This window comes from Glutamicibacter sp. M10 (genome assembly GCF_025452055.1).
GTDB lineage: Bacteria > Actinomycetota > Actinomycetes > Actinomycetales > Micrococcaceae > Glutamicibacter.
This window is the reverse complement of sequence record NZ_CP104918.1, coordinates 2,358,667-2,385,456: the sequence shown is the minus strand read 5'-3', so window position 1 is coordinate 2,385,456 and position 26,790 is coordinate 2,358,667. Positions and strand designations below refer to the sequence as shown.

Genomic DNA, 26,790 nt, shown 5'->3' with positions numbered 1-26,790 from the left:
CCTTCTAGCTACGAGACGGGAAAGTTTTAGAGCAGTGGTGTCAGTACGCCTCGGTGTAACGCGGCGTACGGGTTCCAACACGCTGTAGCGGTACAAAGAGCTTGTAACGGTCCGAACGGTAGAGCGAGACCGAGTAGTCGGCCAGTCGCTCGCCAATATACGCATAGCGGGTGATCTGCAACAGTGGGAAGCCTGGCTCTACGCCCAGCAAATGCGCCTGTGACTTGCTTGCTGCTGTACTTTCGACCTGATCCTCACCCCACTCCAAAAGGATGCCGTAGCGCTCGTGCAGCGCCTGATACAACTTTGATGGCGGTTCGCCGTCGACAAAGCCTGGAACTAGATCCGCCGGCATATAGTTTTCGTCCAAACTCATGGGAGTACCGTCGGCCAACAGCAGGCGCTTAAACTGCACCACGGGTGCCCCCTCCTCAACCATGAGTTGCAGGGCAAGGTTCGGGCTGGACTTGATCTCCGCGAATGCGAGAACGTGAGCATCCGGGACCATGCCACGGCGCATCATGTCTTCGGAGTAGGAATGCAGCCTGACCCGTAAATCCAGTTTCTCTGGCACAACAAATGTTCCAATGCCAACGACACGCTTGAGCACCTGTTCATCAACTAGGGCATCAATAGCTTGCCTGATGGTCTTACGGGCCACCGAAAAGTGTTCAGCGAGTTCTCTCTCGGGCGGTAGCTTGTACCCTGGCTTGCAGGCTTCGCGCGCGTGGGTCCGCAGGATTTCTCTGATCTGCCGGTATTTGCTCTGCTTGCTCTGCGGATCAAGCTGAGCCTCAACTTTCGGCTGTGGTGCATGGCGCATGCTTGACCCTTCTATTCGAGCTAAGCCGAGACTGTGGTGTCGACCCTACTGATGTTAAAAGACTAATGGGGTGACAAGCAATTGCTTGTCACCCCATTAGAGTACTGCTTAGTGTGCGTGGTCTCCACGGCTGTATTCGTAAACCCAGCCGGTCAAACCTACGATCGACAAACCTGCGCCGATGAAGAAGACCCACCAGCCAACGGCGACGCCCAAGAAGGCGATCGCTGCGGAACCGGCAAGTACCAGTGGCCACCAGCTCCATGGCGAGAACATTCCGATGTCACCGGCGTTCTCGTGGATCTCACCATCAACGCGGTCTTCGGGACGAAGCCCGACGCGCTTGGCGGTGAACATCAGGTACCAACCAACCATGGCGGACAGGCCCACGAGCATTAGCAATGCCATGAACCCAACCCATTCGCTCCAGTTGGTCATGTAGCCGTAAACGACTGCAATAGGGGCGAAGAAGAAAACGCCACCTAGGAAAATCCAGGATTCAACTTTCATCGTTACAGATCCTTCTGGTCAGCAGGGCCAAAGATCTTTGCAGCCGGCGATTCAGGGGTAACTCGACCGCTCAGTTCCGGGTGGTGCAGGTCCAGAGCTGGACGCTCTGAACGGATGCGTGGAATCGAGTGGAAGTTGTGACGTGGTGGTGGGCAAGAAGTTGCCCACTCCAGCGAAGCACCAAAGCCCCATGGATCGTCTACGTCGATCTTTGCACCATTGCGGAAGGTGGTCCATACGTTCCAGAAGAACGGAATCATGGAGGCACCAAGAATGAATGCAAATACGGTCGAAACCTGGTTCATGGTGGTGAAACCATCTTCAGGCATGTAGTCGGCGTAACGACGTGGCATACCCATTACACCCAACCAGTGCTGGATCAGGAAGGTTCCGTGGAAGCCGATGAACAGCATCCAGAAGTGAATCTTGCCAAGACGCTCGTTGAGCATCTTGCCGGTCCACTTTGGCCACCAGAAGTAGAAGCCAGCGAACATTGCGAAGACAACGGTACCGAAGACTACGTAGTGGAAGTGTGCCACCACGAAGTACGAGTCAGAAACGTGGAAGTCCAACGCAGGTGCCGAAAGGATAATACCGGTCAAACCACCGAACAAGAAGGTGATCATGAAGCCGATGCTCCACAGCATTGGGGTTTCGAATGTAATCGAACCGCGCCACAGGGTACCGATCCAGTTGAAGAACTTCACACCGGTTGGTACAGCGATCAGCATGGTCATGAAACCGAAGAACGGAAGCATTACCGAGCCAGTGACGTACATGTGGTGTGCCCACACGGACACCGAAAGGGCTGCAATCGAGATGGTCGCGAAGACCAGACCCTTGTAACCGAAGATCGGCTTGCGGCTGAAGACCGGGAAGATCTCAGAGACGATACCGAAGAACGGCAGCGCAATGATGTAAACCTCTGGGTGTCCGAAGAACCAGAACAGGTGCTGCCATAGGACTGCACCGCCGTTGTCAGGGTCAAAGATGTGAGCACCAAAGCGACGATCAGCACCCAAAGCGAACAGCGCAGCTGCCAGCGGTGGGAAGGCCATCAGGACCAGCAATGAAGTGATCAAGGTGTTCCACGAGAAGATCGACATGCGCCACATGGTCATACCAGGTGCACGAAGGCAGATGATCGTGGTAATGAAGTTGACGGCACCCAAGATGGTACCGAAGCCCGACAGTGCTAGGCCGAAGACCCAAAGGTCTCCGCCGACGCCTGGCGAGAAGGTGGTGTTCGACAGTGGAGCGTAAGCGAACCAACCGAAGCTTGCTGCACCCTGTGGGGTGAGGTAGCCGGCCAGCGCGATTGCCGAGCCCATGGCGAAGAACCAGAAAGCCAATGCGTTCAGACGTGGGAAGGCCACATCTGGGGATCCAATCTGCAGTGGCATCATGACGTTAGCAAAACCAGCAAACAGCGGAGTTGCGAACATCAGGAGCATGACGGTGCCGTGCATGGTGAACAGCTGGTTGTATTGTTCCTTGGTCTGCAGGATCTGCATACCTGGCTGGAACAACTCTGCACGAATCAGCAGCGCCATAACGCCACCTACACAGAACAGAATGAACGAGCTGATCAGGTACATGTACCCGATCTTCTTGTGGTCAGTCGAAGTAATGTAGTCGACGAAGATGCGACCCTTCGACTTTGGAACCACGGCCGAGGTAACCGACTTGAAGTCGTCAGAAGCGTATTCAAATGTTGACATAGCGATTACTCTCCTTCCCCGTGCTCTACAACTTTGCCGTTTACTGCGTCAGGCTGGCGGTCGTACTCTTCACCGATGTGTCCATCGTCCATCTTTGCAAGCTGAGCCTTGAACTCGGACTCGCTTACAACCTTGACGTTGAACAGCATTTCGGAGTGGTACTCACCGCAGAGCTCGGCGCACTTACCGTCATAGTTACCTTCAACCTGTGGGGTGAGGTAAATATGGTTCGTCTTGCCCGGGATCATATCCAGCTTCTGCAAGAAGGCTGGTACCCAGAACGAGTGGATGACGTCGCGGCTGTTCAGATCTAGCTGTACCGACTTGCCAGCTGGCAAGTACAAGGTTGGCAGCTCTTCACGAGCACCTTCCGAACCGTCGGTGGGCAGGTGAGCCTGAGTGCCGGTGAAGTGCTTTTCAGATCCCTGGTAGGTGTAGTTGAAGTCCCAAGACCACTGCTTGGCACGAACGTCTACGACGAGCTGAGAATCAACCGGCTTGTTGATGCTCTTCTCAAGGGTGTTGTTGAAGCTAAAGAAGACTAGAACAAGGACCAAAGGAATGGCCGTGTAGAAGATCTCCAGTGGCATGTTGTAGCTCAGCTGACGTGGGTAACCCGTGTCAGTCTTACGGCGGCGGTAGGCGACGATGCACCAGAGCATCAATCCCCAGGTCAAAACACCGATGACTACCACGGCGATCCACGAGTGAACCCAGAAATCCTGGATTGCACCGGTGTGGTTGGTGGTGTCGCGCTCCACGTTGGGGAGCCAACCGCGTTTTGCCTCCGCTGAACATCCCGTCAAAAGCAGTGCGCCAGTGCCGACTAAAGCCAAAACTTTGGCTTTAGCAGACCCGCGACTGCCGGTTCGGTCTTGCGAACTCACAGACGGCCCTTCCTCTTTGTTGGTGCAGAATGTGGTCTTCATAAGTCACCTCGTGGTTAAACGAGTTGCACAGTGAGGTGGCTCACGAAGAGGAAACATAGTTTTACTACTTAACGTAGAGCTTACCCTCTCAGGGGTCAGAATGCCGAAAAACGCCGCTGTTCTAACGAGAAATTTCTTCAACGTTTGAACAGCGGCGTTAGTTCCCTAAGACCTAGTGGAAGGAGTCTCCGCAGGCGCAAGAGCCGGAAGCCGTAGGGTTATCGATGGTGAAGCCCTGCTTCGAGATAGTGTCCTCGAAGTCAATGGATGCACCAGCAAGGTATGGGACGCTCATCTTGTCTACGATGACCTCTACGCCATCGAAGTTACGCACAGCGTCACCATCGAGCATGCGCTCATCAAAGTAGAGCTGGTAGATCAGGCCCGAGCAGCCGCCTGGCTGAACGGCGATGCGCAAACGCAAATCGTCGCGGCCTTCCTGCTCCAACAATGAGCGCACCTTGTCTGCGGCCACATCGGAAATGTTTACCTCATGGGTTGGCAACTCGGTTGGGTCACCCTTGGTCTGGTCAACAGTTACAGTCATGATTTCCTCCCATTACTGCTAGTTATGGCTTCAGCTTCAAGGATTGCCCTCAAAGTTCAGCCTCTGCTCTTGGTTCTATCCTACGTCGCAACAGCTAAGATTTCTCCCCCTGTGTCACTTCGTATGACGCGCCTCATAGCCCTTCGACGTTGATCCTTGCCAGTAGAAGCGCTTCGGCCTCGATAGCGTGCTGGAAGTCTCCGATGTGCAGTGACTCGTTCGCGGAGTGCGCCCTTGAATCAGGGTCCTCAACACCGGTCACAAGAATCTGCGCCTTCGGGAAGACTTCGAGCAAATCAGCGATGAATGGGATTGAGCCACCTAAGCCCATATTTACCGGTACAACACCCCAAGCTTGTTCCAACGCCCATCGGGCGGTGTCATTAGCCGAAGCATCAAGATCAGCCTTATAAGCATTGCCGGCTTCGGTTGCCTTGAAGTCCACCTGTGCACCGCGGAGATCGACACCCATTACGTGCTCTTCTAGGGCGGACAGAGCCTTTGCTGGATCTTGTCCCGGAGCCAATCGCATCGAAACCTTAAAACGCGTTTGCGCAATGAGGGTATTCGACGACTGATCAACGCTAGGCATATCCATTCCAATGACGCTCAGCGCTGGTTTATTCCACAGGCGATCGGTGATCTTCCCGGTACCGGCCAATTCGAACGAATCCAGGACGCCCGAGTCATTGCGGAACTGCTGCTCGTCGAAGTCAACGTCTGCAGTTTCATTGGACACCAAGCCCTGAACGGCGACCGAACCATCTTCATTGTGGAAGGTGGAAATGAGCTTTGCGGCGAGTAACGGCGAGTCCAGCACTGGACCACCAAACATGCCCGAATGAACGGCGTGCTTCAGCGAGCGAACGGTAATTTCTGCTGCGCACATACCGCGCAATGAACTGGTCAACGCAGGAGTACCCACGGCCCAGTTACTGGAGTCGGCAACAACGATCACGTCGGCTGCCAGCTTGTCCTGGTGGGCTTCGAGGAAGTTGCGGAAGGACGGCGAACCGGCTTCTTCCTCACCTTCGAAGAAGTAGGTAACGCCAACACCAAAATCGCTGACCAGATCAAGCACTGCGCGCAAGGCGGCGATGTGAACCATGATGCCGGCCTTGTCGTCGGCAGCGCCGCGGCCAAAGAGGCGGTCCCCTACCTTGGTAGCTTCGAATACCGGAGTGTTCCAATCCGCGTCGTTGCCTGGAGGCTGCACGTCATGGTGGGCATAAAGCAGAACGGTTGGCTTGCCGGGAGCAGCCTTGCGTCGAGCGACAACTGCAGGAGCGCCCATCGTGCCATCGTCGGCTGGTTCGCGCAGAATCTCTACCGATTCCATGCCTGCGTTCTTAGCTAACTCAGCGACCGCTTGTGCGGACTTCTCTAAGTTCTGCGGATCAAAGGACTCCCAAGCGATGCTCGGGATAGAAACCAAAGTCTTGAGCTCTTCGAGGATCTGCTCGAAGTTTGTATCAATGTGGTTCTTGAGTGACTGAATATCGACACCATTCGTTGCGGCGTCGAAGGTTGAATTTGTGCTCATGTCTTCAGCCTAGCAATTCCTCGCGTATCGAATGTCACGTGGTTAACTATTTCCGGCTAAGATGGTGGGGTGTTTGGACGTAAAAAGGATGATCCTCAATCCCCCGTAAATGTACAGCCCGCAGAGCAGGCTCCGGATTCAACGGATGGCCGTAAAGCGGGACCAACGCCCAAGCGCAGTGCGCAGCAGGCAAACCGTCAGCGCCCCTTGGTGCCTACTGACCGCAAGGAAGCCAAAGAAGCAGAGCGTCAGCGACGCATTGAAGCTCAGAACCGCCTTCGTTTGGCCAATGAGACCGGTGAAGAGCGCTACCTGATGCCACGTGATCAGGGTGAGCAGAAACGCTACACGCGCAACTTCATTGATGCTCGTTGGATGTTCGGCGAGTTCATGATGTTTATCATCCTGGCCTTCTTGGTGATCTCGCTGGTATTCCAACGGAATCTGCCGGTTCAGATGATCGTTCAGATCGCCCTCTGGGTTGTCATCGCCTTGATCATCCTTGAAGCGATCTTCACTTCAATCGTGCTCAAGCGTCGCCTAGTGGCAAAGTTTGGCCATATGGAACGCGGTATCCGCATGTACGCAGCGATGCGTGGAATGCAGTTCCGTAAGCTTCGTTTGCCGAAGCCACAGGTCGCCCGAGGCGCCAAAATCGACTAATTTCGGCTGTACCAGCCACTAAGGGACAAGCTCAATAGAGCTTGTCCCTTTTCTAATATCCTTTAGCGGCAAGTTACAATGTTTAAAGTGTGTATCTATTTTTACAAGGTTTCACTGACTGTTAGTGGCCTGGCCCCAAAAACCTTGTACTCCCCGGGTTGGCGCAATCCCTATCGACTTGTAGTCGCGGATACAAAAAGCAGTGGGGAACAAGTTCAAGCTCGTTCCCCACTGCTTTATAGAATCAGGCTTTCATCAGCGCAGCTGATTACAGAATGCGCTCTAGGCCCTTGTTGATCGAGCGCGCCCAGAACGGTCCTTCGTAGAGGAACGCCGTGTAACCCTGAACGAGGTTTGCGCCTGCGTCCAGTCGATCCTTAACGTCTTGAGCATTCTCAACACCGCCCACAGCAATCAGTGCCATCTGTTCAGGAACCAAGGAACGCAGCTGGCGAAGTACTTCGAGGGAACGCTGCTTCAAAGGAGCACCGGATAGACCGCCGGCGCCAATTTCCTGAACCTTCGCAGAATCGCTCTTTAGCCCATCGCGTCCAATGGTTGTATTGGTGGCGATAATTCCGTCGAGCTCAAGTTCCACTGCCAACTGGGCAACTTCAGCAACGTCTTCGTCACTCAGATCCGGTGCAATCTTGACCAGCAACGGGATATGACGACCGGCTACGTTATCTGCCAGCTGTCCAACTTCACTGAGCAGTGGTCGCAACGACTCCACACTTTGTAGCAAGCGTAGACCCGGAGTATTTGGGCTGGACACATTAACCACGAGGTAGTCCGCGTGGATGGCCAGCTGACGTGTTGACGCGAGGTAATCCCCCACTGCATCTTCAAGTTCGACAACTTTAGTCTTGCCGATGTTCACGCCGATCACCGGACGGGTAGCGTCGTAATCACTTTTCAGTGCTTGACGAGCATTGGATACTCTCGCTGCAACGCGTTCGGCGCCTTCGTTATTGAATCCCATACGGTTGATCACGGCACGGTCTTCAACCAGACGGAAGAGTCTCGGCTGCGGGTTACCTGGCTGCGCCTGACCGGTAACCGTACCGATCTCGACGTGTCCAAAACCAATGTCGCTGAGCGCAACGATCCCGGTAGCGCCCTTATCAAAACCAGCCGCGAGTCCAAACGGTGATGGGAAGTCAATGCCCATGACGGTTCGCTTCAGCTTAGGTGCCGGCGCGAAGAATTTACGCGTCACTTTGGTGAGCCCTGCGCTTTGCGCAATCTTGATGGCGTTGAATGCAAAATGGTGTGCCTGTTCAGGATCCATTTTGGTGAACACATGTTTGAAGACCAGAGGGTAAATGCGCATAAAATCATTTTCCCGTGAAGAACCTCAAACAGCCAACTCGAGATGGGTAGTATTCAAGATATGAAGTTGCCGACGAGTCCCTCGAGCGAATCGTGGCCCGATTATCTTTCCTCAACACTTTCGGGCCAATGGACCGCAGATCCTATGGGAGAAGACTTTGAGCAGCTCACTTTAGATTTTGGTGTTGATGACGAAGGTCCGGCTGTTGCAACTCTGGTTCGCTACGTTCCACCAGGGCGGCGACATAAGCTCGGCAGGAAAGCCCAAGGCATTGTGCTTAGCATCCACGGGTGGAGCGACTACTTTTACAATCGAGAGCTGGCAACTTTTTGGCACGCTCATGGTTACCACTTTTACGCGTTGGACCTACGACGGCACGGCCGCAGCCTGAGGTCTGAACATCAACTGCCAGGGTACGTGGATGATCTTTCGATCTTCGACCAAGACATCGAAGCGGCCCTAGACCTAATGAGTACCGAGCATCACGGCCTTCCGGTGGTAGCCCAGGGCCACTCAACCGGTGGCCTGATCCTGAGTTTGTGGATCGCTCGAACCAATCCAAAGATCAAGGCACTTGTACTGAATTCACCCTGGCTCGAATTTCAGGGAACCGCCTTTTTGCGCATTCCTATTCATGGGCTGATGGAAGCGCTCACCAGAACAAATCCACGTCGAAAACTGATGGGCCCAGAATTTGATCACTACTGGCAGTCGCTGAGCACCCAGGCGCAAGGGCAATGGGACGTTCACCGGCTATGGCGACCTCGGCTCGCTTTTCCCAACACGGCAGGATGGCTCAAGACGATCTTTGAAGGCCACGCCATGGTCGCCAAGGGGCTGGCGCTAAAGCTGCCCATCTTGGTCATGACATCGGACCGGACGCGCATCGGCACTAGTTACTCCCCCGAGATGCAACATTCCGATTCAGTACTCGACGTTCAACAGACAAGACTCCGGGCCGCAAAGCTAGGTAGCTTTGTCACCCTCTGTGAAGTTCCCGGTGCCATGCACGACGTCTTTACCTCGGCCGAGCCTGCACGAGCTTGTGCCTACCAAGACCTTGGTCTGTGGCTTCGAATGGTTGGTACTGCTCGGGCATAAAACCTAGCTCTGAGGCTTGTCCACTGCGCCGCCATAACGACGATCGCGTTGGGCGTATTGCTCTACCGCGGTAAAGAGGGTGCGGCGGTCAACATCAGGCCAGAGCTGATCCAGGAACACCATCTCGGCGTACGCGGATTGCCACAGCAAGAAGTTACTGGTTCGCTGCTCTCCGCTGGTGCGTAGGAACAAGTCCACGTCAGGTAATTCAGGGGCATACAGGTACTTGGCGATAGTCTTTTCGCTGACAGCGCTGGCACGAAGCTTTCCGTCAGCAACATCCTTGGCGATTTCGCTCATCGCGTCGCCGATCTCAGCGCGTCCGCCGTAGTTCACGCACATGGTCAGCTGGCAACCTAGGTTTGCTTCGGTGGCTTGCTCGGCAACGCGCAGTTCATTGATCACTGATTTCCACAGTCTAGGTTCGCGACCGGACCAACGGATTCGTACGCCCCACGAATTCAGGGTGTCGCGTTGGCGACGAAGCACATCGCGGGAGAAGCCCATGAGGAAGCGCACCTCTTCGGGACTACGCTTCCAGTTTTCGGTGGAGAAAGCGTAGACAGAAACGTACTTGATGCCCATTTCCACGGCACCAGCAATAACGTCCAGCAGGGCAGCTTCGCCAGCGCGGTGTCCCTCGGTACGAGGCAGTCCACGTTCATTGGCCCAACGTCCGTTACCGTCCATCACGATGGCAACGTGTTCAGGAATCAGCTCACGTGGAACCGTTGGCATGACCGGGTTCGCAGGGTGTGCATAGGGTGCGACGGGGCCTGGTCGGCCGGTAATCTTGGGAAGTTTTTTCAATTTCTCTCCACGAGACGTAGGGAAGTTACTGCGCGCTCAAGGTGCCACTGTAAATAGTTTGCCACGATGTCCGCGGCCTGCTTGCGTGCGCGAGGTCCGGCTTGGTCAACGGTGTCCCAATCGCCGGTCAGCAGAGCTTGCAGGTATTGGATGGTCACTGGATGTGGGGACAATGAACCAGCCGGGCGGCAGTCGGTACAAACGACCCCGCCTAGCTGCACATGTACCGCTTCATGCGGCCCCGGCTTGCCACAACGGACACAATTGGTGAACGACGGCGCCCAACCTGCAATTGAAAGCGCCCGCAAGATGTAGGAATCGAGCACGGCTCCGGAATCCACCCGCTGTTTGGAGAGCAACGCAATGGCACCATGGAACAGCCGGTACTGTTGGGCGATATTATCGCTTTCGGCCTCAAGAAGTTTTTCAGCGATCTCGGCCATCGCATTAGCTACCGTATAACTTGGATAATCTGCCACCAGCAGGTGCCCATAGGAGTTTTGAAGCTGGGCCTGAGAAACGATATCTAGGTTTCTACCCATCACCAGCAGCGCCTCGACCTCCATAAAAGGCTCGAGTGTTGCGCCGAGTCGCGAGGAAGTACGACGAACGCCTTTGGCAACGGCTCGCACGATCCCCTTGGGCGTGAGCAGGGTGATAATTCGGTCCGCTTCACCCAGTTTGTGGGTACGTAAGACCAAACCACGAGTGTGGTAGCTTTTAGAAGCAAAACCTGATCTGGACACGAAGAATATTCTCCCACTACCCAGATCAAACTGCGCAATCAGCAAAGGTGCGAGTGTCGCAGGCAATTAAAACAGCGCACGGCGGGCACGAAGTTGTTTGACTTCGTGCCCGCCGTGCGTTGAAGAGGCTTGTGGCTAGGCGGCGTCGCGGATTGCGCGGTTCACTGCCGAAACCACTGCCTTCAGGGCAGCAATGTTGGTGTTGGTGTCCATACCAATGCCCCACAGGATGCGATCTCCCACAGCACATTCAACAAAGGCTGCTGCGCTAGCATTGCCACCTTCGCTCAGTGCGTGCTCGGTGTAGTCCAAGACGCGCAGATCCACGCCGTCTTCGTTGAGCAGCTTGACCAGGGCGGACAGTGGACCGTTGCCCTGAGCACTACGCTCGTGAGCTACACCGTCGATAACCAGCTTGGTATCCAGCTGGAAGCTGCCGTCTTCAGCCGAGGTTGCAATGACTGAAGCGATTTCGTAGTAGCCCCATGGATCCAAATCTGAATCCTTGGATACTGGCAGGTACTCATCTTGGAAGACGTTCCAGATGCGCTCCGAGGAGATTTCGCCACCTTCGGTATCGGTGGTGCGCTGGATGACACCAGAGAACTCGATCTGCGCACGACGTGGCAGATCCAGGTTGTAGTCGTTCTTCAGCAGGTAGGCGACGCCACCCTTACCGGACTGCGAGTTCACACGAATCACAGCTTCGTAGGAACGACCAATGTCCTTCGGGTCGATCGGCAGGTACGGTACAGCCCAAACCAAGTCGTTGATGTCCTTGCCCGCGGCATTTGCCTTGGCTTCCATGGACTCCAGACCCTTCTTGATCGCATCCTGATGTGATCCAGAGAAAGCGGTGAACACCAGGTCGCCACCGTAAGGGCTGCGTTCTGGAACTGGCAGCTGGTTGCAGTATTCAACAGTGCGACGGATGTGGTCCATGTCGGAGAAGTCGATTTCTGGGTCAACACCCTGACCGAACATGTTCATGCCCAGGGTCACCAGGTCCACGTTGCCGGTGCGCTCACCGTTACCAAACAGGCAGCCTTCGATGCGGTCTGCGCCGGCCAGGTAGCCCAGTTCAGCTGCGGCAACACCGGTGCCACGGTCGTTGTGTGGGTGCAGTGAAAGAATGATCGAATCGCGGTTAGCCAGGTTGCGGTGCATCCACTCAATGGAGTCGGCATACACATTAGGGGTGGCCATTTCCACGGTGGCTGGCAAGTTCAGGATCATCTTGTTTTCTGGAGTGGCCTCCAGTACCTCGGCCACCGCCTCGGAGATGCGCTTTGCAAAAGCCAGCTCGGTACCGGTGTAGGACTCAGGCGAGTACTCGTAGGTGATCTTGGTGCCGGTCAGCTGCTCTTCGTACTTCTTGCACAGACGCGCGCCCTGAACTGCGATGTCCACGATGCCGTCCTCGTCCTGACGGAAGACTACTTCGCGCTGCAGGATCGAGGTGGAGTTGTACAGGTGAACGATGGCCTGCTTGGCGCCTTCCAGCGCTTCATAGGTGCGCTCGATCAGGTGCTCGCGTGACTGGGTCAAAACCTGGATGGTGACATCATCAGGGATGCCGCGTTCGATCAGCTGACGCACAAAGTCAAAGTCGGTCTGCGAGGCGGACGGGAAGCCGACCTCGATTTCCTTGTAGCCCATCTGGACGAGCAGGTCGAACATTTTGTGCTTGCGCTCAGGACTCATCGGGTCGATCAGCGCTTGGTTTCCATCACGTAAGTCAACGGCGCACCAGCGCGGGGCCTTGGTGATGTACTTATCGGGCCAGGTGCGATCGGGAAGGTTTACTTCGATCTGGTCCTGGAAAGGAACATACTTGTGGATTGGCATGTTCGAAGATTTCTGCATGTTCTGCATTTCGGTGTGTCCCCTAGACAAAAATAGTGCTTAGTTTGTGGGGCCAGACAAGAGCTACTCCGCGACGAGGGGTCGGCCTGTAGACCACTAACGGTCCTTTGGATCCTCGCAGCGGCACAGTAGAAGTAGAAGCTCGAAATGCACGATTTGAGCATAACACCGAGCGTTCGGCAGGGTTCAAACTTATGTCGGACTTGTGTCACATTGTGGACACGATGCCTCCGGTTGCCGGGCTTAAAGACTTCATCCCTGCCGGTCCAAAGACCGACAGGGATGAGAGTAAGGATGAAGATTTCTAGCTATGCCTAGAAGCCCAAACGTCCCAACTGCTTAGGATCGCGTTGCCAGTCCTTGGCCACCTTGACGTGCAAGTCGAGGTAAACCTTGGTGCCAAGCAGCTTTTCGATGCCCTTGCGCGCGTTGGAGCCAACCTCGCGCAGACGCGAGCCACCACGGCCAATAACGATGGCCTTCTGGCTGGAGCGCTCAACAAACAAAGACACGTGAATATCGATCAGCGGGTTGTTCTCGGGACGACCTTCACGAGGGATCATTTCCTCAACAACGACTGCCAACGAGTGTGGAAGCTCGTCACGAACGCCCTCGAGTGCTGCCTCACGGATCAGTTCGGCGACCATCTTGGCCTCAGGCTCATCGGTCAGCTCGCCGTCTGGGTACAGTGGTGGGCCCTTTGGCAGCTGCTCAACAAGTACGTCAGCGACTTCCTGAACCTGGAATTCCTTCACTGCCGAGACCGGGACGATGGCCGAGAAGCCGTTCTCCCCAAAGTTTTGGGTTCCCATTTCGGCTACGGCAATAAGCTGCTGCGCCAATTGTTCGCGGTCTACCAAGTCAGCCTTGGTGACCAGGGCGACGATGGGTTTGCGCTGCAACTGCGCGAGCTGGGTGGCGATGTAACGGTCACCGGGGCCAATTTTTTCGTTGGCTGGGATGCAGAAGCCAATCGCGTCAACCTCGGAAAGGGTATCTGCTACCAGATCGTTCAGGCGCTGCCCGAGCAGGGTGCGTGGACGGTGCAGGCCCGGGGTATCAACCAAGATCAACTGGGCATCTTCGCGGTGCACAATGCCACGAATGGTGTGTCGAGTGGTCTGTGGTTTTGCCGAGGTGATGGCAACCTTCTGGCCAACCAACGCGTTGGTCAGCGTCGATTTTCCGGCGTTAGGTCGTCCCACAAAGGAGGTGAAGCCCGAACGGTAGTTCTCGGGCCACCCACTGGTGGAAAGCAGGTTATGGTTTTCGCTCATGTGCGGAATCCTCGTTGTTCTCATTATGGTCGGATGCGTCCGTCTCCAGACGCTCTACATGGATTTTGCCAATGCGGTTTCGTCGCCCGGCGAGGGCAACTACGGTCAACCGCAGACCGTGCACATCGGCGGTGGAGCCGAGTACCGGCACCGATTCTAGCGCCTTGGACAATAGACCGCCGACCGTGTCGACGTCTTCCTCGTCAATGTGCATTTCGAAGTGATCGGCGATGTCATCGATGGATGCGGTAGCTACAGCAAACAACGACCCATCTGGGTTTTCGATCAGTTCGGCCCTCGATCGATCATACTCGTCGTCGATCTCGCCGACGATTTCTTCCAGTAGATCCTCGAGCGTGACCAGTCCGGCCGTTCCACCGTACTCGTCAATGACCACGGCAAGATGGATTGATTCTTGCTGAAGTTCTTGAAGTAGCTCAGCGGCCGATTTTGACTCCGGAACAAACCGCACCTTGCGGGCTAGATCGCTCAGCGTTTGGGCTTGTTGCAGTCCGTGGATCTCGCGGATCAGGTCCTTGAGGTAGATGATGCCCAGGATGTCGTCGGTATCTTCACCAATCAATGGAATGCGTGAGTAACCCGAAGCGATGAACAGGTCGATCGCGCTATGCAAGGACTGTTCTGAGGTGAACACCACCATGTCGGTACGTGGGACCATCACCGAGCGCACGCTGGTTTCTTCCAGGTCGATGACCGAAGAAATCAGCTCGGCTGATTCCTCATCAAGGTCTTCGCCTTCGGAGGCACGATCCACGAGGTCCCGCAATCGTTCTTTGCCAAGGTAGCCTGCTTCATCGGTACCGCCGGGGCTTAGCGCTTTGGCGATTGAAGCCAGCCAGTTGGTTACCGGGCCGAGAGCAATACGTAGCAAGCGCACCAACGGCGCGGTATTTTGCACCACGCCTTGAGCGTTAGAGCGTCCGTAGCGTCGAGGTGAAACGCTGACCAGCACAAACCCGAGGGCAGCCATAACAATGGTTGAAAGCAATCCGATGAGCCAGACGCTGTCGATCCATTGGGCAACGAGCAACGCCACGGCAACTGCTGAGGCTGTTTCAAACCAGATGCGCCAGAACTTGATGGCTTGCGCGTGTGTTTCGGTGTCATCCAAGATCGCCGAGAGGGCCTTGGAATTTGATTCGGAACGTAGCCGTTCAGCTGCGTGCCGAGATAATGCGTAGAAGGCTGAATCCGCGGCGGTCAGCACGGCAGAGCTTGCCATAAAAACCAGGGCGAGAATCAGCAAAAGTATCTCCACGGGGTTATTCCACCGTTTCCTTCGGTGCAGGGCGTCCCGTGTAGGCCTCGAGCAAATTGCGTTGCAAGGTGAACATCTCTTCTTTTTCTTCTGGCTCCATGTGATCGAAGCCCATCAAGTGCAACAGACCATGGGTGGTAAGCAGCAAGATCTCATCGTGCGTGCTGTGCCCGCCGGCTTCAGCCTGCGCTTGGGCCACGGTAGGGCAGATGACGATATCGCCGAGGATGCCGTTCTCCCCCGGTGCCTTCGCGGTGCCTGGACGTAGCTCGTCCATCGGGAAGCTCATCACGTCGGTGGGACCTTCAAGGTCCATCCATTCCACGTGCAGAGCACTCATGGCATCTTCGTCGATAAAAACGACAGATACTTCGGTCTCAGGATGCAGGAACATTGACTTGAGCACCGAGTCCGCCAAGTTGGATACGTCTTGCAGGTCAACGTCGTACTCAGTTTCGTTATTTACTTCAATGCTCATTTGCTGCGCCGTCCTCGGTTGTGGTCTTTGCGTCGGGTGTCATCCCAACTGTCGTAGGCAGAAACAATGTCTGCGATCAAGCGATGGCGGACAACATCTGATGCATCCAGACGGCACATGCTGATGTCGCCGATGCCTTCAAGTACTTCGCTGGCCATGCGCAGACCGGAGACTGTGTTACCAGGCAGATCTACCTGGGTGATGTCTCCGGTCACTACCATCTTGGAGCCGAAGCCCAGACGGGTGAGGAACATCTTCATTTGTTCGCTGGTCGTGTTCTGCGCTTCGTCGAGGATTACGAAGGCGTCGTTCAAGGTGCGTCCACGCATGTAGGCCAAGGGAGCTACCTCAATGGTTCCCGCCTCCAACAGTTGTGGAATCGTTTCAGGATTCACCATGTCGTGCAACGCGTCGTAGAGCGGGCGAAGATAAGGGTCGATCTTGTCGGTTAATGAACCGGGCAAGAAGCCTAGCTTCTCCCCTGCCTCAACGGCTGGACGAGTCAGGATGATGCGGCTTACCTGCTTGTCCTGCAGCGCAGCTACTGCCATAGCCATGGCGAGGAAGGTCTTGCCGGTACCGGCTGGACCAATACCAAAGGTGATGGTCGAGTCTTCAATGGCATCGACATAGCTTTTCTGATTGACCGTTTTTGGTCGAATGGCTCGGCCGCGTCCGGAAAGAATCTTTAGGCCTAACACATCGGTAGGTGCATCGGGATTGCCAGCGCCGAGCATCTTGATGATCTGCTCAATGGTTTCGGCGCTCATACGTGAGCCACGCGTAGCCAGCGAACGAGCTTCTTCTGTTACTCGTTGAGCTTTGCGGACTTGCTGAGGATCACCAACCAGAACCAGAGTCTGGCCATTGGGGCGGAAACCAACCTGAGGATAAGCACCAGAGAGAATTCGCAAGAGCTCATCATTTGGTCCCAAAGTGGCGATCATGAGTTCAGCTGTTTCAAAACTGATGGTCAGCGATGCGGAATCGATTTCCGCTTGCGTCTTATTCTGTTCAACCTGCATGCAGTGCTTGCTGCCCCTTTTGTGAGCTTGGCGGTGGTGCTACTTTGTCCTTGGTACCATTCTATCCAGTCATCAAGAATTCGGGTGAAAATTCAGGTCTCAGCGTAAGTGTGAGACCTGAAAGTACCCTTGAATGAATCTATTCGGAGCAGGTCGCGAAGATATAGATTTGGTTACGGATTAGTAGGGAGGGTACTTTTTGGGTCGTTTTGGACAAATCTTATGGCAAGCTATGACAGCGGCTCCAAAATGTTTTGGTGCCCCATAGACAATATTCTCTTCTGGATTGGTACGTAGTGCAGTCAAAGTTCACGCAGAAGATTCCACGCCGGATCGGCATTCTTGGAATCACTGCAGCTCTCGTCGTCGCCGCTGGTTGCGGTCTGGCGAATCGTGAGAGTTCTTTTGAGATGCCTGCCAGTGCGAGCTCGGACTCACTGAATCTGCCGGTATCTACCGACGCCAGTGAACAGATGGACGTACTGACTCGTTTACCGGTCTACTGGTTAGAAAATACAAAGTCCGGCGTGTTCTTGTACCGCGAGTACATGGATGACACTCGGCATAACGAGCCGATCGGTGATGCGATCTGGACCTTGCTCTCGGCCGATCCCGCTGGTCCCCACCGATACACCCTGATGAAGCCCTCAGATGAGGTCGGTGTATCGATCAGCAATACCAATGTCATCACCTTAGATTTGCCGGCGAAGGTCTTCAACGCCCACCTGGACGAGGGTTTGTCTGAACGCTCCATCCAGCAGTTGGTCTTTACCGCAACGGCGGCCGCGGCCAGCTCCGGACTCCTCGTAGGAGAAACACCGGCGACGGTGAAAATCCTTGTTGATGGCAAGCCGAACGCCAACGTTTTTGGTGGACATCGCCTCAAAGACGTTTATGAACGCAATGCCAAATTCATGGCACCAATCTGGGTGATCGACCCACAGTTCGGCACCAGTCTGGAAGACGAAAAGGTCACGATCAACGGTCGCACCACAAAGTTTGATATCGGTACGTTCTATTCGCTTCAGAAAAAGGACGCCGACTCAAAGCTCACCGTGATCACTGCGCAAAAGCAGGTCATCGCCGGAAAGATCCAAAAGGATGGGTCATTTAGTATTGTTGAACGGCTTTCGGCTGGCTCTTACAAACTCAATTTCTGGGGCATGGAATCCGGTTCGGACGACAAAGTTGGCGAAGTGTCCAGCGAATTCACCGTCAAGTAGGACCGAACCATCTTTGGCTTGAAATAACTTGACCTAGCAAAAAATTATCGCGAGTACCTGTTGGTACTCGCGATAATTTTTTGACCTAGATTTCGCCGAGTAAATGCCGAATAAGCACCAACGCTGCCGGCCCAGCTGTGGAGGCACGAAGTACGTGCTGCCCCAGCAAAGCCGCGTGGGCCCCAGCTTTCACGAAGGCCTGCAACTCGGTGTCCGAGATGCCACCTTCTGGCCCGACAATCATCAGCACCTTTTGGCCTGGCTGCGCAGTTTCCTGCCACTTGGACACATGAACTGCTACCGACTGCTCCGCCTGTTCGTGCAAAACCAACACGAGAGCACCAGCGCTGGTTTCAACAGCGATATTCTTAGCCAGCTCCTTAGAGCTAACCAGCGACAAGACCTCAGGCTCGAAGGCGCGCCGTGATTGCTTCTGTGCCGAACGGACCTGGGCTTGCCACTTAGCTAAGGCCTTCTCGGCCTTTGCCGCATTCCACCGCACGATGGATCGATCAGCTTGCCACGGGCGAACCGCCAGCACACCAAGCTCCACGGCCGATTCAACGGCCTGCAAGTCACGATCCCCCTTGGACAGAGCCTGCACCAGGGTCACCGGGTGATCGCTGGTGGCCTCTTGAGATCTGCTGACTACCGTAGCGCTGAGGAAATCTTTACCCGTGGTCTGGACTTCTACGCTTAAGCGCAGACCGCGCCCGTCAAGCAGGTCCAGCTGTTCACCGGCGGTGACCCTCTTGACGGTCACCGCATGGTGGGCTTCGGGTCCGGTGAGTTCCAAAGTGTCACCGGGCACCGCGTTTTGTGCCAGATCAGCGTCGATGACAAAGCTGTGGTTGCTCATCTTTAGCGCTGGTTCAGCTTGTCACGCAGACGCGAGAACATGCCGCCGGAGTGCTCAACACGTCCTGCGCTCATTTCCTCACCGCGCAGCTTTGCCAGCTGTTCGAGCAAGTCGCGCTGGGCAGCGTCAAGCTTGGTTGGCGTTTCTACCTGCAGGTGGACGATGATATCGCCGCGCTTGCCACCGCGTAGACGAGGAACACCAAGACCTGGAAGGGTGATGGTGTCGCCGTCTTGTGCACCGGAGTCAACATTGATCGGCTGTTCGCCATCAAAGGTTTCCAGCTTCAGTTCTGAACCGAGTGCTGCCGCGGTCATTGGCATGGTGATCTTGGCGTGAAGATCACTCTGTGCTCGCTCGAAGATCTTGTGGCGTCGTACATCGATCTCAACAAACAGGTTGCCGTTCGGGCCACCGCCCGGGCCAGCTTCACCCTGTCCACGCAGCTGGATACGAGTTCCCGAATCCACGCCGGCAGGAACGTTCAGCGACTTCGAAACGTGTTCGCGAACGCGACCTTCGCCGTTGCACTCCAAGCAAGGGTCCGGGATGGTGGTACCGAAGCCGCGGCAAGCAGCACAGGTTTCCACCGTCATCATTTGGCCCAGGAAGGAACGCACTGGGCGCTGAACCTGACCGGCACCATGGCAGATGTCGCAGGTGACCGGGCTGGTTCCCTCGCGGGTGCAAGAGCCGTTGCAGGTCTTGCAGGTGACCGCGGTTTCCATCTCCAACGGGTACACGGTGCCCTTGACCGCATCTTCCAGATCGATGGTGATGGTGATCAGTGCGTCTCGGCCTGGCTGGGTGCGCGATGCTGGGCCTTGGGCCTGTCCGCCACCGAAGAACTGTTCAAAGATGTCGCCGAATCCGCCGAAGCCCTGTCCGCCGCCACCACCAAAGCCTGGGTGGCCATTACCGTTTTCATCTCCGGTCGAATCGTAGTTCGAACGCTTGGTCTGGTCAGAAAGGACCTCGTAGGCGTGCGTCACAGCTTTAAACTGCTCGGAGGCATCCGCGCTTGGGTTCACGTCCGGGTGTAGCTTACGTGCCAGCTTGCGGTAGGCACTCTTGATTTCCTGCGGGGTCGCGTCCTTGGCAACGCCCAAGGTCTCGTAATGCGAGCTCACGTTGTTCGCCGTGTCCTTTCCTAAAAATGCAAAATTCAAAAAATGCTGGGTGTGATACCAGCGTTGTTAGTTCGCCAAAATCTTCGACAGGTAACGGGCTACAGCCCGCACCGAGGCCATCGAGGTCGGATAGTTCATTCTGGTTGGGCCGAGCACTCCAAGCTTGTTGCGCACGTCCGAACCATAAGTAGTAGCAATAACCGCGGCCTCAGAGAGCTGACCATAGTGGTGTTCGGTGCCGATGGCTACGGCCAGACCACGAGAATCGGCTTCTAGCTCAGAGAACAATTTAAGTAACACTACTTGTTCCTCCAGCGCTTCAAGCACTGGGGTGATGCTCAGCGGGAAGTCGCCTTCCACTCGGGCCAGATTTGCCGTTCCCGACATGATGATGCGTTGAGTATTGGCAGCTTGAGCCATTTCCTCCAACGCAAGCAAAACGCTGTCCACCAATGGATCCGACTGTTGCTGGGCGCTAAGCCCTGCACGGGTTAGTTTTCCACGCAACTCTGCCAGTTGCACACCCTCGAAGCTGTTCAATAACCACAGCTTCAAATCGGCCAGTTCAGTCTCCGAGTACACTCGCGACACAGCCAGCATTCGCTGATCCACGGTCCCATTGGACGCGATCATGACCATCAATACCTGAGCACTGCCCAAGGCAACTAGTTCAAGATTTTTCAGCGAAGCCATGTCGTAGTGCGGCACCTGGATCATCGCGACCTGGTTAGTTAACCGGGCCAATAACCGAACGGTGCTCTTGAGCATCTCGTCGAGGTCATTGGAACTATCGAGGATCTTGTTGATCGCATCGCGTTCAGCCCGAGAGAGCGGTTTAAGTTCGCCGATCTCGTCCACAAAACGCCGGTAGCCCTTTTCGGTGGGGATGCGTCCCGAAGAGGTATGCGGGGCAGCAATCAGCCCCTCCTCTTCCAGCAACGCCATGTCATTTCTGATGGTCGCTGCGCTGACGCCGAGGTTGTGCCGGTCGAGCAGCGCCTTGGAGCCAACTGGCTCCCGGGATTGGACGTAGTCTTCTACGATTGCTCGCAGAACATCCAAACGCCTTAGCTCACTCACCACAGCACCTCCTAACAATCCCCATGTGAAGGGTTTGGCACTCTAACCTGTCAAGTGCCAAGTCTAATACGTTCAACGGTTGCTAGCATTGGTTTTTGAGCGTATTCGATCACAGCGAAAGGCCGTACGTGGCAAATTACTCCTGGGGACCGCAAGATCTGAGTGCACCAGCACCCAAAAACTCCGCCAGGTCCCCATTGAACTGGGCATGATTCTCGAAGATGTCTCTTCCGGCTGGGTGGGTGAAGTCATACGCACCGAAAAATCTGGTGGCATGCGAATCATTGTTTTGGAGGACCGCCACGGCAAGTCTCGCTCATTCCAAGCAGGGTTTGGCTTTTTCCTTGAGGGCGAACCCGTGGAGATGATTGACCCGGTAGCAAAAGTGGCCGCACCTAAAAACCTGGTTTCCGCTTCTGGCTCCCGAGCCGTGTCCGGGCTCAAGGCAAGAGCGGCTCGTGCCAGTCGGATTTGGGTTGAAGGTAAACACGATGCGGAACTGGTTGAAAAGGTTTGGGGCCACGACTTACGTGTTGAAGGCATCGTTGTTGAGCCTCTGCATGGTGTGGACGATCTAGCCGGTGCGATCCGTGACTTCGCCCCATCCCCCGAACGTCGCCTTGGTATCCTCGTGGATCACCTCGTGGCCGGTTCCAAAGAGTCCCACATTGTGGCGGAAGCGCTAAAAGTTCCCGGCGCAGCAAATAACGTTTTGATTCTCGGCCACCCCTACATCGATGTGTGGCAAGCGATCAAACCCGCCACGTTGGGGATCAAAGCGTGGCCGGTGATCCCGAAGGGTACCGATTGGAAGACCGGTATCCTCAAGGCCTTCGGCTGGCCTCACGAAACTGCCGAGGACATCGGCATTGGTTGGCAGCGGATCTTGTCGACGGTTTCACACTATGGGCAGCTAGAGCCTCAACTGTTGGGCAGGATTGAAGAACTAATCGATTTCCTCACCACCGAAGATTACGGTTACCTTACAAATAACTAACAGTTGGATTAGCACGTCGTAAACTCCCAGCCTGCGGCGCAGACCCGGCTATGATTGGTATGACCAACAACCCCACAGCAAGGAACAATAGTGACTTCACGCCAGACGCAGTCTTCGGATGACTCCCGCTTTGAGGGCTCTCAAACTTCTGCGCAGCCATTGACTCCCACTGAGGATCGTCTGTGGTCAACGATGGCTCACTTCGGCGCAGTTCTTGGCTGCATCCCGGCTGCTATTATCTTCGCTGTGTTCCGGGATCGTGGTGCGTTTACCGCTCAGGAATCCAAGGAAGCATTCAACTTCACCTTGCCGCTGACCGTTCTGGCTATCGTGTTAAACGTGCTGACCATCGTGCCGATTGTTGGCTGGTTCTTCTCTGTACTGGCCGTAGCGCTTTGGGTATTCATGACGGTTTCGGGTGCCCTTGCGGGAATCCAAGCCAACAAGGGCAACCCTTACCGTTACAAGTACAACTTGCGCTTGATGAAGTAGAACTTTGCAGATTTAGAAATCGAGAAGTTCGCGCACTACGAGGTCGGCTAATAGCCGGCCTCTTTGCGTTAACACCAAAGTTCCGCCAAAGGCAGCCTTAGGATCGATCAGTGAGTCCGCGATCAAGCCAGCAATCTTTTTGCGGCCAACTTCATCTAGATCGCTGATCTGCATACCGGAACTCAGGCGCGTCAGCAGCATGGTGCGTTCTAGCTGAACTGCATCGGCATCAGGGTACTCTCGACCGTGGCCTGGAGAGATCCCGGCATCCATGCGCTGCTGATAGGCCGCAGGATGCTTCACGTTCCACCAACGCAGACCGCCAACATGGGAGTGAGCGCCAGGGCCTGCTCCCCACCAGTCACCGCCCGTCCAATAGGCGATGTTGTGCTGGCATGCATTGGCTGGCGTTTTAGCCCAGTTACTGACCTCGTACCAAGAGAAACCGGCGGCCGCGAACATGTCATCGGCCATTTGGTACTTCTCTGCGTGGTCATCGTCGTCAATATTAGGTACTTGCCCGCGACGAATCTGCGCCGCAAGTTTGGTTCCTTCTTCGATGATCAGCGCATAAGCCGAAATATGATCTGGCTCGTAGCTCAGTGCTGCCTCGATGCTGGTGCGCCAATCCTCCAAGGACTCCCCGGAGTTCCATAGATCAGATCAACACTCACATCTAGACCGGCTTCACGAGCCCAAGCAACAGCTTGAGGCACACGCTTTGGGTCGTGGGTGCGTTCAAGGACCTTGAGTACATGAGGAACTGCGGACTGCATGCCGAAGGACACGCGGGTGAAGCCGCCGTCGGCAAGCTCCTGCAGGCTTTCACGCGTCACCGAGTCTGGGTTAGCTTCGGTGGTGACTTCTGCGCCCGGCTTCAGACCAAAATCGTTGCGGATCTGTGCGAGTACCGAAACCAAATCGCTCGCTGGCAACAAGGTTGGTGTGCCGCCGCCAAAAAATACTGTTTCGATCTCGCGGTGAGGCTGGCCGGAACGGTCCATCACTTCACGAGCAAAACTGATTTCTTTGCCCACGGTCGCAGCGTAGGTTGCTTGGCTAGAGCCAGAACCGAGTTCGGTGGCGGTATAGGTATTAAAGTCGCAGTATCCGCAACGAACCGTGCAAAACGGAATGTGCACGTAAAGGACATGGTCCGCTCCTGCGCCCCATGAGCACATGAGGCGGGGAGCAGACCATCGGCCGGAGCCGGATCGCCGTCAGGTAAAACTGAAGGCATTTACTTCTTTTTCGGTTCGTCGGTGGACAAAGCGGCGATGAAGGCTTCCTGTGGAACTTCCACACGGCCAACCATCTTCATACGCTTCTTGCCTTCCTTCTGCTTTTCGAGCAGCTTGCGCTTACGGCTGATGTCGCCGCCGTAGCACTTGGCCAGAACGTCCTTACGAATAGCGCGGATGCTCTCACGGGCAATAATGCGCGAACCGATTGCGGCCTGGATCGGTACTTCGAACTGCTGGCGAGGAATGAGCTCACGCAACTTTGAAGTCATCATGGTGCCGTACGCGTAGGCCTTGTCGCGGTGCGTAATAGCGGAGAATGCATCCACCTGATCGCCCTGCAACAAGATATCGACCTTCACCAGATCGGCGACCTGCTCTCCGTCAGCCTTCCAGTCCAGTGACGCGTAGCCACGGGTCTTGGACTTGAGCTGGTCGAAGAAGTCGAACACGATTTCTGCCAGGGGCAGGTGGTAGCGCATTTCAACGCGGTCTTCAGAAAGGTAGTCCATACCGCGCATGGTGCCACGGCGAGACTGGCACAGTTCCATAACTGAACCAATAAACTCGCTGGGTGCCAAAATAGTCGCTGCGACCATCGGCTCACGGACTTCCAAGATCTTTCCATCAGGGAATTCCGAAGGGTTGGTCACGGTGATCAGCTGCTTGTCATCGCCCATGACCTCGTACACCACGTTGGGTGCGGTGGAGATCAGGTCCAGATTGAATTCATTTTCAAGTCGCTGGCGGGTGATTTCCAAGTGCAGCAGGCCCAAGAAGCCGACGCGGAAGCCGAAGCCCAGCGCGACGGAGGTCTCTGGCTCGTAGGTCAGCGCAGCATCGTTGAGCTGCAACTTATCTAGTGCGTCGCGCAGTACCGGGTAATCGGTACCGTCCATTGGGTACAGGCCCGAGAAAACCATTGGCTTGGCTTCGTCATAACCGCCGAGGGAAGTCGCGGCCGGCTTGTGGAAGTTGGTGACGGTATCGCCAACCTTGGACAAGCGAACGTCCTTCACGCCGGTGATCAGATAACCTACTTCACCAACGCCCAGACCCTTGGTTGGCTCGGGATTTGGTGAAGAAACACCAATCTCCAACAGCTCGTGGGTGGTGCCGGTGGACATCATCTGGATTTTCTCGCGAGGAGAAAGGTTGCCATCAACCACTCGGACGTAAGTAACCACGCCACGATAGGTGTCATAAACGGAATCGAAAATCATGGCACGAGCTGGAGCATTTGCATCGCCCACAGGAGGTGGAAGCTGCTTGATCACTTCGTCAAGCAATGCCTCGACACCTTCGCCGGTCTTGCCAGAAACCTTCAGTACGTCCTCTGGCTCGCAACCAATGAGGTTGGCCAGTTCGGCAGCGTACTTTTCAGGCTGCGCGTTAGGTAGATCGATCTTGTTGAGCACCGGAATGATCGCCAAGTCGCCTTCGATGGCCAGGTACAAGTTCGCCAGCGTCTGGGCTTCGATACCCTGAGCTGCGTCAACAAGCAGGATGGCACCTTCGCAGGCAGCCAAGGAGCGCGAAACTTCATAAGTGAAGTCAACGTGCCCTGGAGTGTCGATCATGTTCAGCGCGTAAGCGGTCCCATCTTCGGACTCCCATGGCATGCGAACAGCCTGGGACTTGATGGTGATGCCGCGCTCGCGCTCAATATCCATACGATCCAGATATTGGGCCTTCATGTCGCGGGCCGAGACAACGCCGGTCAACTGCAACATACGGTCGGCCAAGGTCGACTTACCGTGATCGATATGGGCGATGATGCAGAAGTTGCGGATAAGCGACGGATCGGTCGCGGCAGGCACCTGAGCGGCGCGGGCCAATGGAGACACCTAAACAGACCTCACTAGCTGACTAAAAGACGTAGTTGGATTAGCTTCCATTCTGTCATGATTTCCGAGTCATCACGTATTTCGACGTTCCACAGCTGGTAGTTTGTCGTTCATGGCACTGAATCCAGAGAAAATACTCCGTCTTGTAATGCGCGTGATCAAGCAGATCAATAGGACTCGCGCACGTACCTCAGGAAGCAATAGCAACTCGAATTCCGGCTCACGCAGCAACCACACCACCACAACGCCACGCAACCAAAATGGTGGCGCGGCAATTGCCGGCAGTTACCCCGGTGACTACCGAGGCACAATCAATTACGAGTACCAGCCATCGATGGACGGCAACGCCGATCCAGGCGAGATCGTGTGGGGTTGGGTTCCTTATGAAGAGGACTACTCGCAAGGTAAGGATCGCCCAGTGCTGATCGTCGGACGCGATGGCGGATGGCTCTTAGGCCTGATGCTCACCAGCAAAGACAGGAACAACTCGGGCCGACAGGACCCTGACTACCTCGACATCGGAACCGGCGATTGGGATCGTGAACAGCGCCCAAGTGAAGTGAAGCTTGATCGCATCATTCGTTTGAAGGATCAGTCGATTCGTCGCGAAGGCGCAATCTTGGACAAGGAACGATTCACCATTGTGGTGAACGCCCTAAACGAACGTGGCTAAGTACTCGTTGTGAAGCTGTACTTCTGGTAAAGTTAATCCTTGTGTGTCGCGCAGGTTGGGCGACACGCCCCTTCGGGTCGCCATAGGTGCCCCACACCGCTCAGTCGATGGCCTGAAGGATGAACCCTCTACCGACCGTATTTCGCGATAAACGAGAGAGTTTATTAAAGTGGCAAACATCAAGTCCCAGAAGAAGCGCATCCTTACCAACGAGAAGGCACGTCTGCGTAACGTAGCTGTCCGCTCGGAAGTAAAGACCGTAATCCGTAACGTCAACGAGGCAGTAGTCTCCGGTGACAAGGAAAAGGCAACCGAGGCATTGCGCCTGGCTGGCAAGAAGCTCGACAAGGCTGTTAGCAAGGGTGTTCTGCACAAGAACAACGCTGCAAACCGCAAGTCGGCAATTGCCAAGAAGGTTAGCGCCCTCTAAGCCACGCTTAGACTTCAGCTGGCCCCTCGAAACTTCCGAGTTTCGAGGGGCCAGTCTTTAACCTGTCTTGTTTAGCTACCGCTCCCCTAACGTCCGCTACCGGGCGCAGAAAAGTCATCAAACCTACCGGGAGCGCCTCAAGAGGTGAAGCGAAAGTTAGATAGGTA

Annotated in this window: 24 protein-coding genes and 2 pseudogenes; 7 read left to right on the top strand and 19 right to left on the bottom strand. The window is 55.3% G+C overall.

What is annotated here, in order from left to right:
• Positions 1-40: 40 nt before the first annotated feature.
• The 6 genes from N6V40_RS11740 to N6V40_RS11715 all read right to left on the bottom strand — a co-directional run bounded on the left by N6V40_RS11740 (position 41) and on the right by N6V40_RS11715 (position 6,073).
• Positions 41-823 (bottom strand): GntR family transcriptional regulator, encoded by a 783-nt coding sequence (locus N6V40_RS11740; RefSeq protein WP_262197779.1) that lies wholly within the window; start codon positions 821-823, stop codon positions 41-43.
• A gap of 108 nt (positions 824-931) precedes the next feature.
• On the bottom strand, positions 932-1,333 hold the full coding sequence (locus N6V40_RS11735; RefSeq protein ID WP_262197778.1) for a cytochrome c oxidase subunit 4: 402 nt from the start codon (positions 1,331-1,333) through the stop codon (positions 932-934).
• 2 nt (positions 1,334-1,335) lie between these two features.
• Positions 1,336-3,054 carry an aa3-type cytochrome oxidase subunit I gene (ctaD, locus tag N6V40_RS11730; protein ID WP_131088214.1) on the bottom strand — a complete coding sequence of 573 codons (1,719 nt, stop codon included), beginning with the start codon at positions 3,052-3,054 and terminating at the stop codon, positions 1,336-1,338.
• Between the two features lie 5 nt (positions 3,055-3,059).
• Positions 3,060-3,941, bottom strand: coding sequence for an aa3-type cytochrome oxidase subunit II (gene coxB, locus N6V40_RS11725; protein ID WP_262197777.1), 882 nt, complete (start codon positions 3,939-3,941; stop codon positions 3,060-3,062).
• A gap of 214 nt (positions 3,942-4,155) precedes the next feature.
• Entirely contained in the window at positions 4,156-4,530 is a 375-nt protein-coding gene (locus N6V40_RS11720) for a HesB/IscA family protein (protein WP_131088216.1), read from the bottom strand.
• A 133-nt stretch (positions 4,531-4,663) separates the two neighbouring features.
• Positions 4,664-6,073: a dipeptidase gene (locus tag N6V40_RS11715; protein WP_262197775.1), complete on the bottom strand. Its 1,410-nt coding sequence runs from the start codon at positions 6,071-6,073 to the stop codon at positions 4,664-4,666.
• A 69-nt stretch (positions 6,074-6,142) separates the two neighbouring features.
• Here N6V40_RS11715 and N6V40_RS11710 point away from each other — a divergent pair, with 69 nt between their 5' ends.
• Positions 6,143-6,736, top strand: coding sequence for a DUF3043 domain-containing protein (locus tag N6V40_RS11710; RefSeq protein ID WP_131088218.1), 594 nt, complete (start codon positions 6,143-6,145; stop codon positions 6,734-6,736).
• A gap of 268 nt (positions 6,737-7,004) precedes the next feature.
• Here N6V40_RS11710 and N6V40_RS11705 read toward each other — a convergent pair whose 3' ends face one another.
• Positions 7,005-8,069 carry a quinone-dependent dihydroorotate dehydrogenase gene (locus N6V40_RS11705; RefSeq protein ID WP_262197773.1) on the bottom strand — a complete coding sequence of 355 codons (1,065 nt, stop codon included), beginning with the start codon at positions 8,067-8,069 and terminating at the stop codon, positions 7,005-7,007.
• A gap of 60 nt (positions 8,070-8,129) precedes the next feature.
• On the opposite strand from N6V40_RS11705, the gene N6V40_RS11700 reads away from it, so the two are divergent.
• Entirely contained in the window at positions 8,130-9,170 is a 1,041-nt protein-coding gene (locus tag N6V40_RS11700; protein ID WP_262197772.1) for an alpha/beta hydrolase, read from the top strand.
• A 3-nt stretch (positions 9,171-9,173) separates the two neighbouring features.
• Here N6V40_RS11700 and N6V40_RS11695 read toward each other — a convergent pair whose 3' ends face one another.
• From N6V40_RS11695 to N6V40_RS11665, 7 genes are all read right to left on the bottom strand, one after another.
• Positions 9,174-9,908: an isoprenyl transferase gene (locus N6V40_RS11695; protein ID WP_131089765.1), complete on the bottom strand. Its 735-nt coding sequence runs from the start codon at positions 9,906-9,908 to the stop codon at positions 9,174-9,176.
• Positions 9,909-9,976: 68 nt separating this feature from the next.
• Positions 9,977-10,726, bottom strand: a complete 750-nt coding sequence (gene recO / locus N6V40_RS11690) for a DNA repair protein RecO (protein ID WP_262197771.1) — start codon at positions 10,724-10,726, stop codon at positions 9,977-9,979.
• Positions 10,727-10,861: 135 nt separating this feature from the next.
• Positions 10,862-12,601, bottom strand: a complete 1,740-nt coding sequence (gene leuA / locus N6V40_RS11685; RefSeq protein ID WP_262197769.1) for a 2-isopropylmalate synthase — start codon at positions 12,599-12,601, stop codon at positions 10,862-10,864.
• Between the two features lie 305 nt (positions 12,602-12,906).
• Positions 12,907-13,869: a GTPase Era gene (gene era, locus N6V40_RS11680; protein WP_131088223.1), complete on the bottom strand. Its 963-nt coding sequence runs from the start codon at positions 13,867-13,869 to the stop codon at positions 12,907-12,909.
• Complete coding sequence (locus N6V40_RS11675) at positions 13,853-15,148, bottom strand: hemolysin family protein (protein WP_131088224.1); 1,296 nt, start codon at positions 15,146-15,148, stop codon at positions 13,853-13,855. The genes era and N6V40_RS11675 overlap by 17 nt, the downstream gene beginning before the upstream one ends.
• A 4-nt stretch (positions 15,149-15,152) precedes the next feature.
• A complete protein-coding gene (gene ybeY, locus N6V40_RS11670; RefSeq protein WP_131088225.1) occupies positions 15,153-15,626 on the bottom strand; it encodes an rRNA maturation RNase YbeY in 474 nt (157 codons plus the stop codon).
• On the bottom strand, positions 15,623-16,651 hold the full coding sequence (locus N6V40_RS11665; RefSeq protein ID WP_131088226.1) for a PhoH family protein: 1,029 nt from the start codon (positions 16,649-16,651) through the stop codon (positions 15,623-15,625). Before N6V40_RS11665 ends, ybeY begins: the two co-directional genes overlap by 4 nt.
• Positions 16,652-16,947: 296 nt before the next feature.
• Between N6V40_RS11665 and N6V40_RS11660 the strand changes: the two genes are divergently transcribed.
• Positions 16,948-17,874 carry a GerMN domain-containing protein gene (locus tag N6V40_RS11660; RefSeq protein ID WP_262197768.1) on the top strand — a complete coding sequence of 309 codons (927 nt, stop codon included), beginning with the start codon at positions 16,948-16,950 and terminating at the stop codon, positions 17,872-17,874.
• An 85-nt stretch (positions 17,875-17,959) separates the two neighbouring features.
• Here the strand turns inward: N6V40_RS11660 and N6V40_RS11655 are convergent, their stop codons facing one another.
• The 3 genes from N6V40_RS11655 to hrcA form a co-directional block, all read right to left on the bottom strand.
• The gene (locus N6V40_RS11655; protein ID WP_131088228.1) at positions 17,960-18,733 is read right to left on the bottom strand and encodes a 16S rRNA (uracil(1498)-N(3))-methyltransferase; all 774 of its coding nucleotides are present in this window, start codon (positions 18,731-18,733) and stop codon (positions 17,960-17,962) included.
• 2 nt (positions 18,734-18,735) lie between these two features.
• The gene (gene dnaJ, locus N6V40_RS11650) at positions 18,736-19,863 is read right to left on the bottom strand and encodes a molecular chaperone DnaJ (RefSeq protein WP_131088229.1); all 1,128 of its coding nucleotides are present in this window, start codon (positions 19,861-19,863) and stop codon (positions 18,736-18,738) included.
• A gap of 66 nt (positions 19,864-19,929) precedes the next feature.
• Positions 19,930-20,943 carry a heat-inducible transcriptional repressor HrcA gene (hrcA, locus tag N6V40_RS11645; protein ID WP_131088230.1) on the bottom strand — a complete coding sequence of 338 codons (1,014 nt, stop codon included), beginning with the start codon at positions 20,941-20,943 and terminating at the stop codon, positions 19,930-19,932.
• Positions 20,944-21,071: 128 nt separating this feature from the next.
• Here hrcA and N6V40_RS11640 point away from each other — a divergent pair.
• Positions 21,072-21,940, top strand: a pseudogene (locus tag N6V40_RS11640) (DUF3097 domain-containing protein).
• Positions 21,941-22,030: 90 nt separating this feature from the next.
• A complete protein-coding gene (locus N6V40_RS11635) occupies positions 22,031-22,432 on the top strand; it encodes a DUF4870 domain-containing protein (protein WP_262197766.1) in 402 nt (133 codons plus the stop codon).
• A 12-nt stretch (positions 22,433-22,444) separates the two neighbouring features.
• On the opposite strand, the pseudogene hemW reads toward N6V40_RS11635, so the two are convergent.
• A pseudogene (hemW, locus tag N6V40_RS11630) lies at positions 22,445-23,672 on the bottom strand (radical SAM family heme chaperone HemW).
• The gene (gene lepA / locus N6V40_RS11625) at positions 23,673-25,520 is read right to left on the bottom strand and encodes a translation elongation factor 4 (RefSeq protein WP_131088234.1); all 1,848 of its coding nucleotides are present in this window, start codon (positions 25,518-25,520) and stop codon (positions 23,673-23,675) included.
• A gap of 112 nt (positions 25,521-25,632) precedes the next feature.
• Here lepA and N6V40_RS11620 point away from each other — a divergent pair, with 112 nt between their 5' ends.
• On the top strand, positions 25,633-26,193 hold the full coding sequence (locus N6V40_RS11620) for a type II toxin-antitoxin system PemK/MazF family toxin (protein WP_131088235.1): 561 nt from the start codon (positions 25,633-25,635) through the stop codon (positions 26,191-26,193).
• A gap of 169 nt (positions 26,194-26,362) precedes the next feature.
• Entirely contained in the window at positions 26,363-26,623 is a 261-nt protein-coding gene (gene rpsT / locus N6V40_RS11615; RefSeq protein ID WP_131088236.1) for a 30S ribosomal protein S20, read from the top strand.
• Positions 26,624-26,790 lie beyond the last annotated feature (167 nt).

Coding starts and splice junctions, on each gene's coding strand:
- N6V40_RS11740 (WP_262197779.1), bottom strand. CDS start 823: ATGCGCCATGCACCACAGCCGAAAGTTGAGGCTCAGCTTGATCCGCAG.
- N6V40_RS11735 (WP_262197778.1), bottom strand. CDS start 1,333: ATGAAAGTTGAATCCTGGATTTTCCTAGGTGGCGTTTTCTTCTTCGCC.
- ctaD (WP_131088214.1), bottom strand. CDS start 3,054: ATGTCAACATTTGAATACGCTTCTGACGACTTCAAGTCGGTTACCTCG.
- N6V40_RS11720 (WP_131088216.1), bottom strand. CDS start 4,530: ATGACTGTAACTGTTGACCAGACCAAGGGTGACCCAACCGAGTTGCCA.
- N6V40_RS11715 (WP_262197775.1), bottom strand. CDS start 6,073: ATGAGCACAAATTCAACCTTCGACGCCGCAACGAATGGTGTCGATATT.
- N6V40_RS11705 (WP_262197773.1), bottom strand. CDS start 8,069: ATGCGCATTTACCCTCTGGTCTTCAAACATGTGTTCACCAAAATGGAT.
- N6V40_RS11700 (WP_262197772.1), top strand. CDS start 8,130: ATGAAGTTGCCGACGAGTCCCTCGAGCGAATCGTGGCCCGATTATCTT.
- N6V40_RS11695 (WP_131089765.1), bottom strand. CDS start 9,908: ATGCCAACGGTTCCACGTGAGCTGATTCCTGAACACGTTGCCATCGTG.
- leuA (WP_262197769.1), bottom strand. CDS start 12,601: ATGCAGAACATGCAGAAATCTTCGAACATGCCAATCCACAAGTATGTT.
- era (WP_131088223.1), bottom strand. CDS start 13,869: ATGAGCGAAAACCATAACCTGCTTTCCACCAGTGGGTGGCCCGAGAAC.
- ybeY (WP_131088225.1), bottom strand. CDS start 15,626: ATGAGCATTGAAGTAAATAACGAAACTGAGTACGACGTTGACCTGCAA.
- N6V40_RS11665 (WP_131088226.1), bottom strand. CDS start 16,651: ATGCAGGTTGAACAGAATAAGACGCAAGCGGAAATCGATTCCGCATCG.
- N6V40_RS11655 (WP_131088228.1), bottom strand. CDS start 18,733: ATGAGCAACCACAGCTTTGTCATCGACGCTGATCTGGCACAAAACGCG.
- N6V40_RS11620 (WP_131088235.1), top strand. CDS start 25,633: ATGGCACTGAATCCAGAGAAAATACTCCGTCTTGTAATGCGCGTGATC.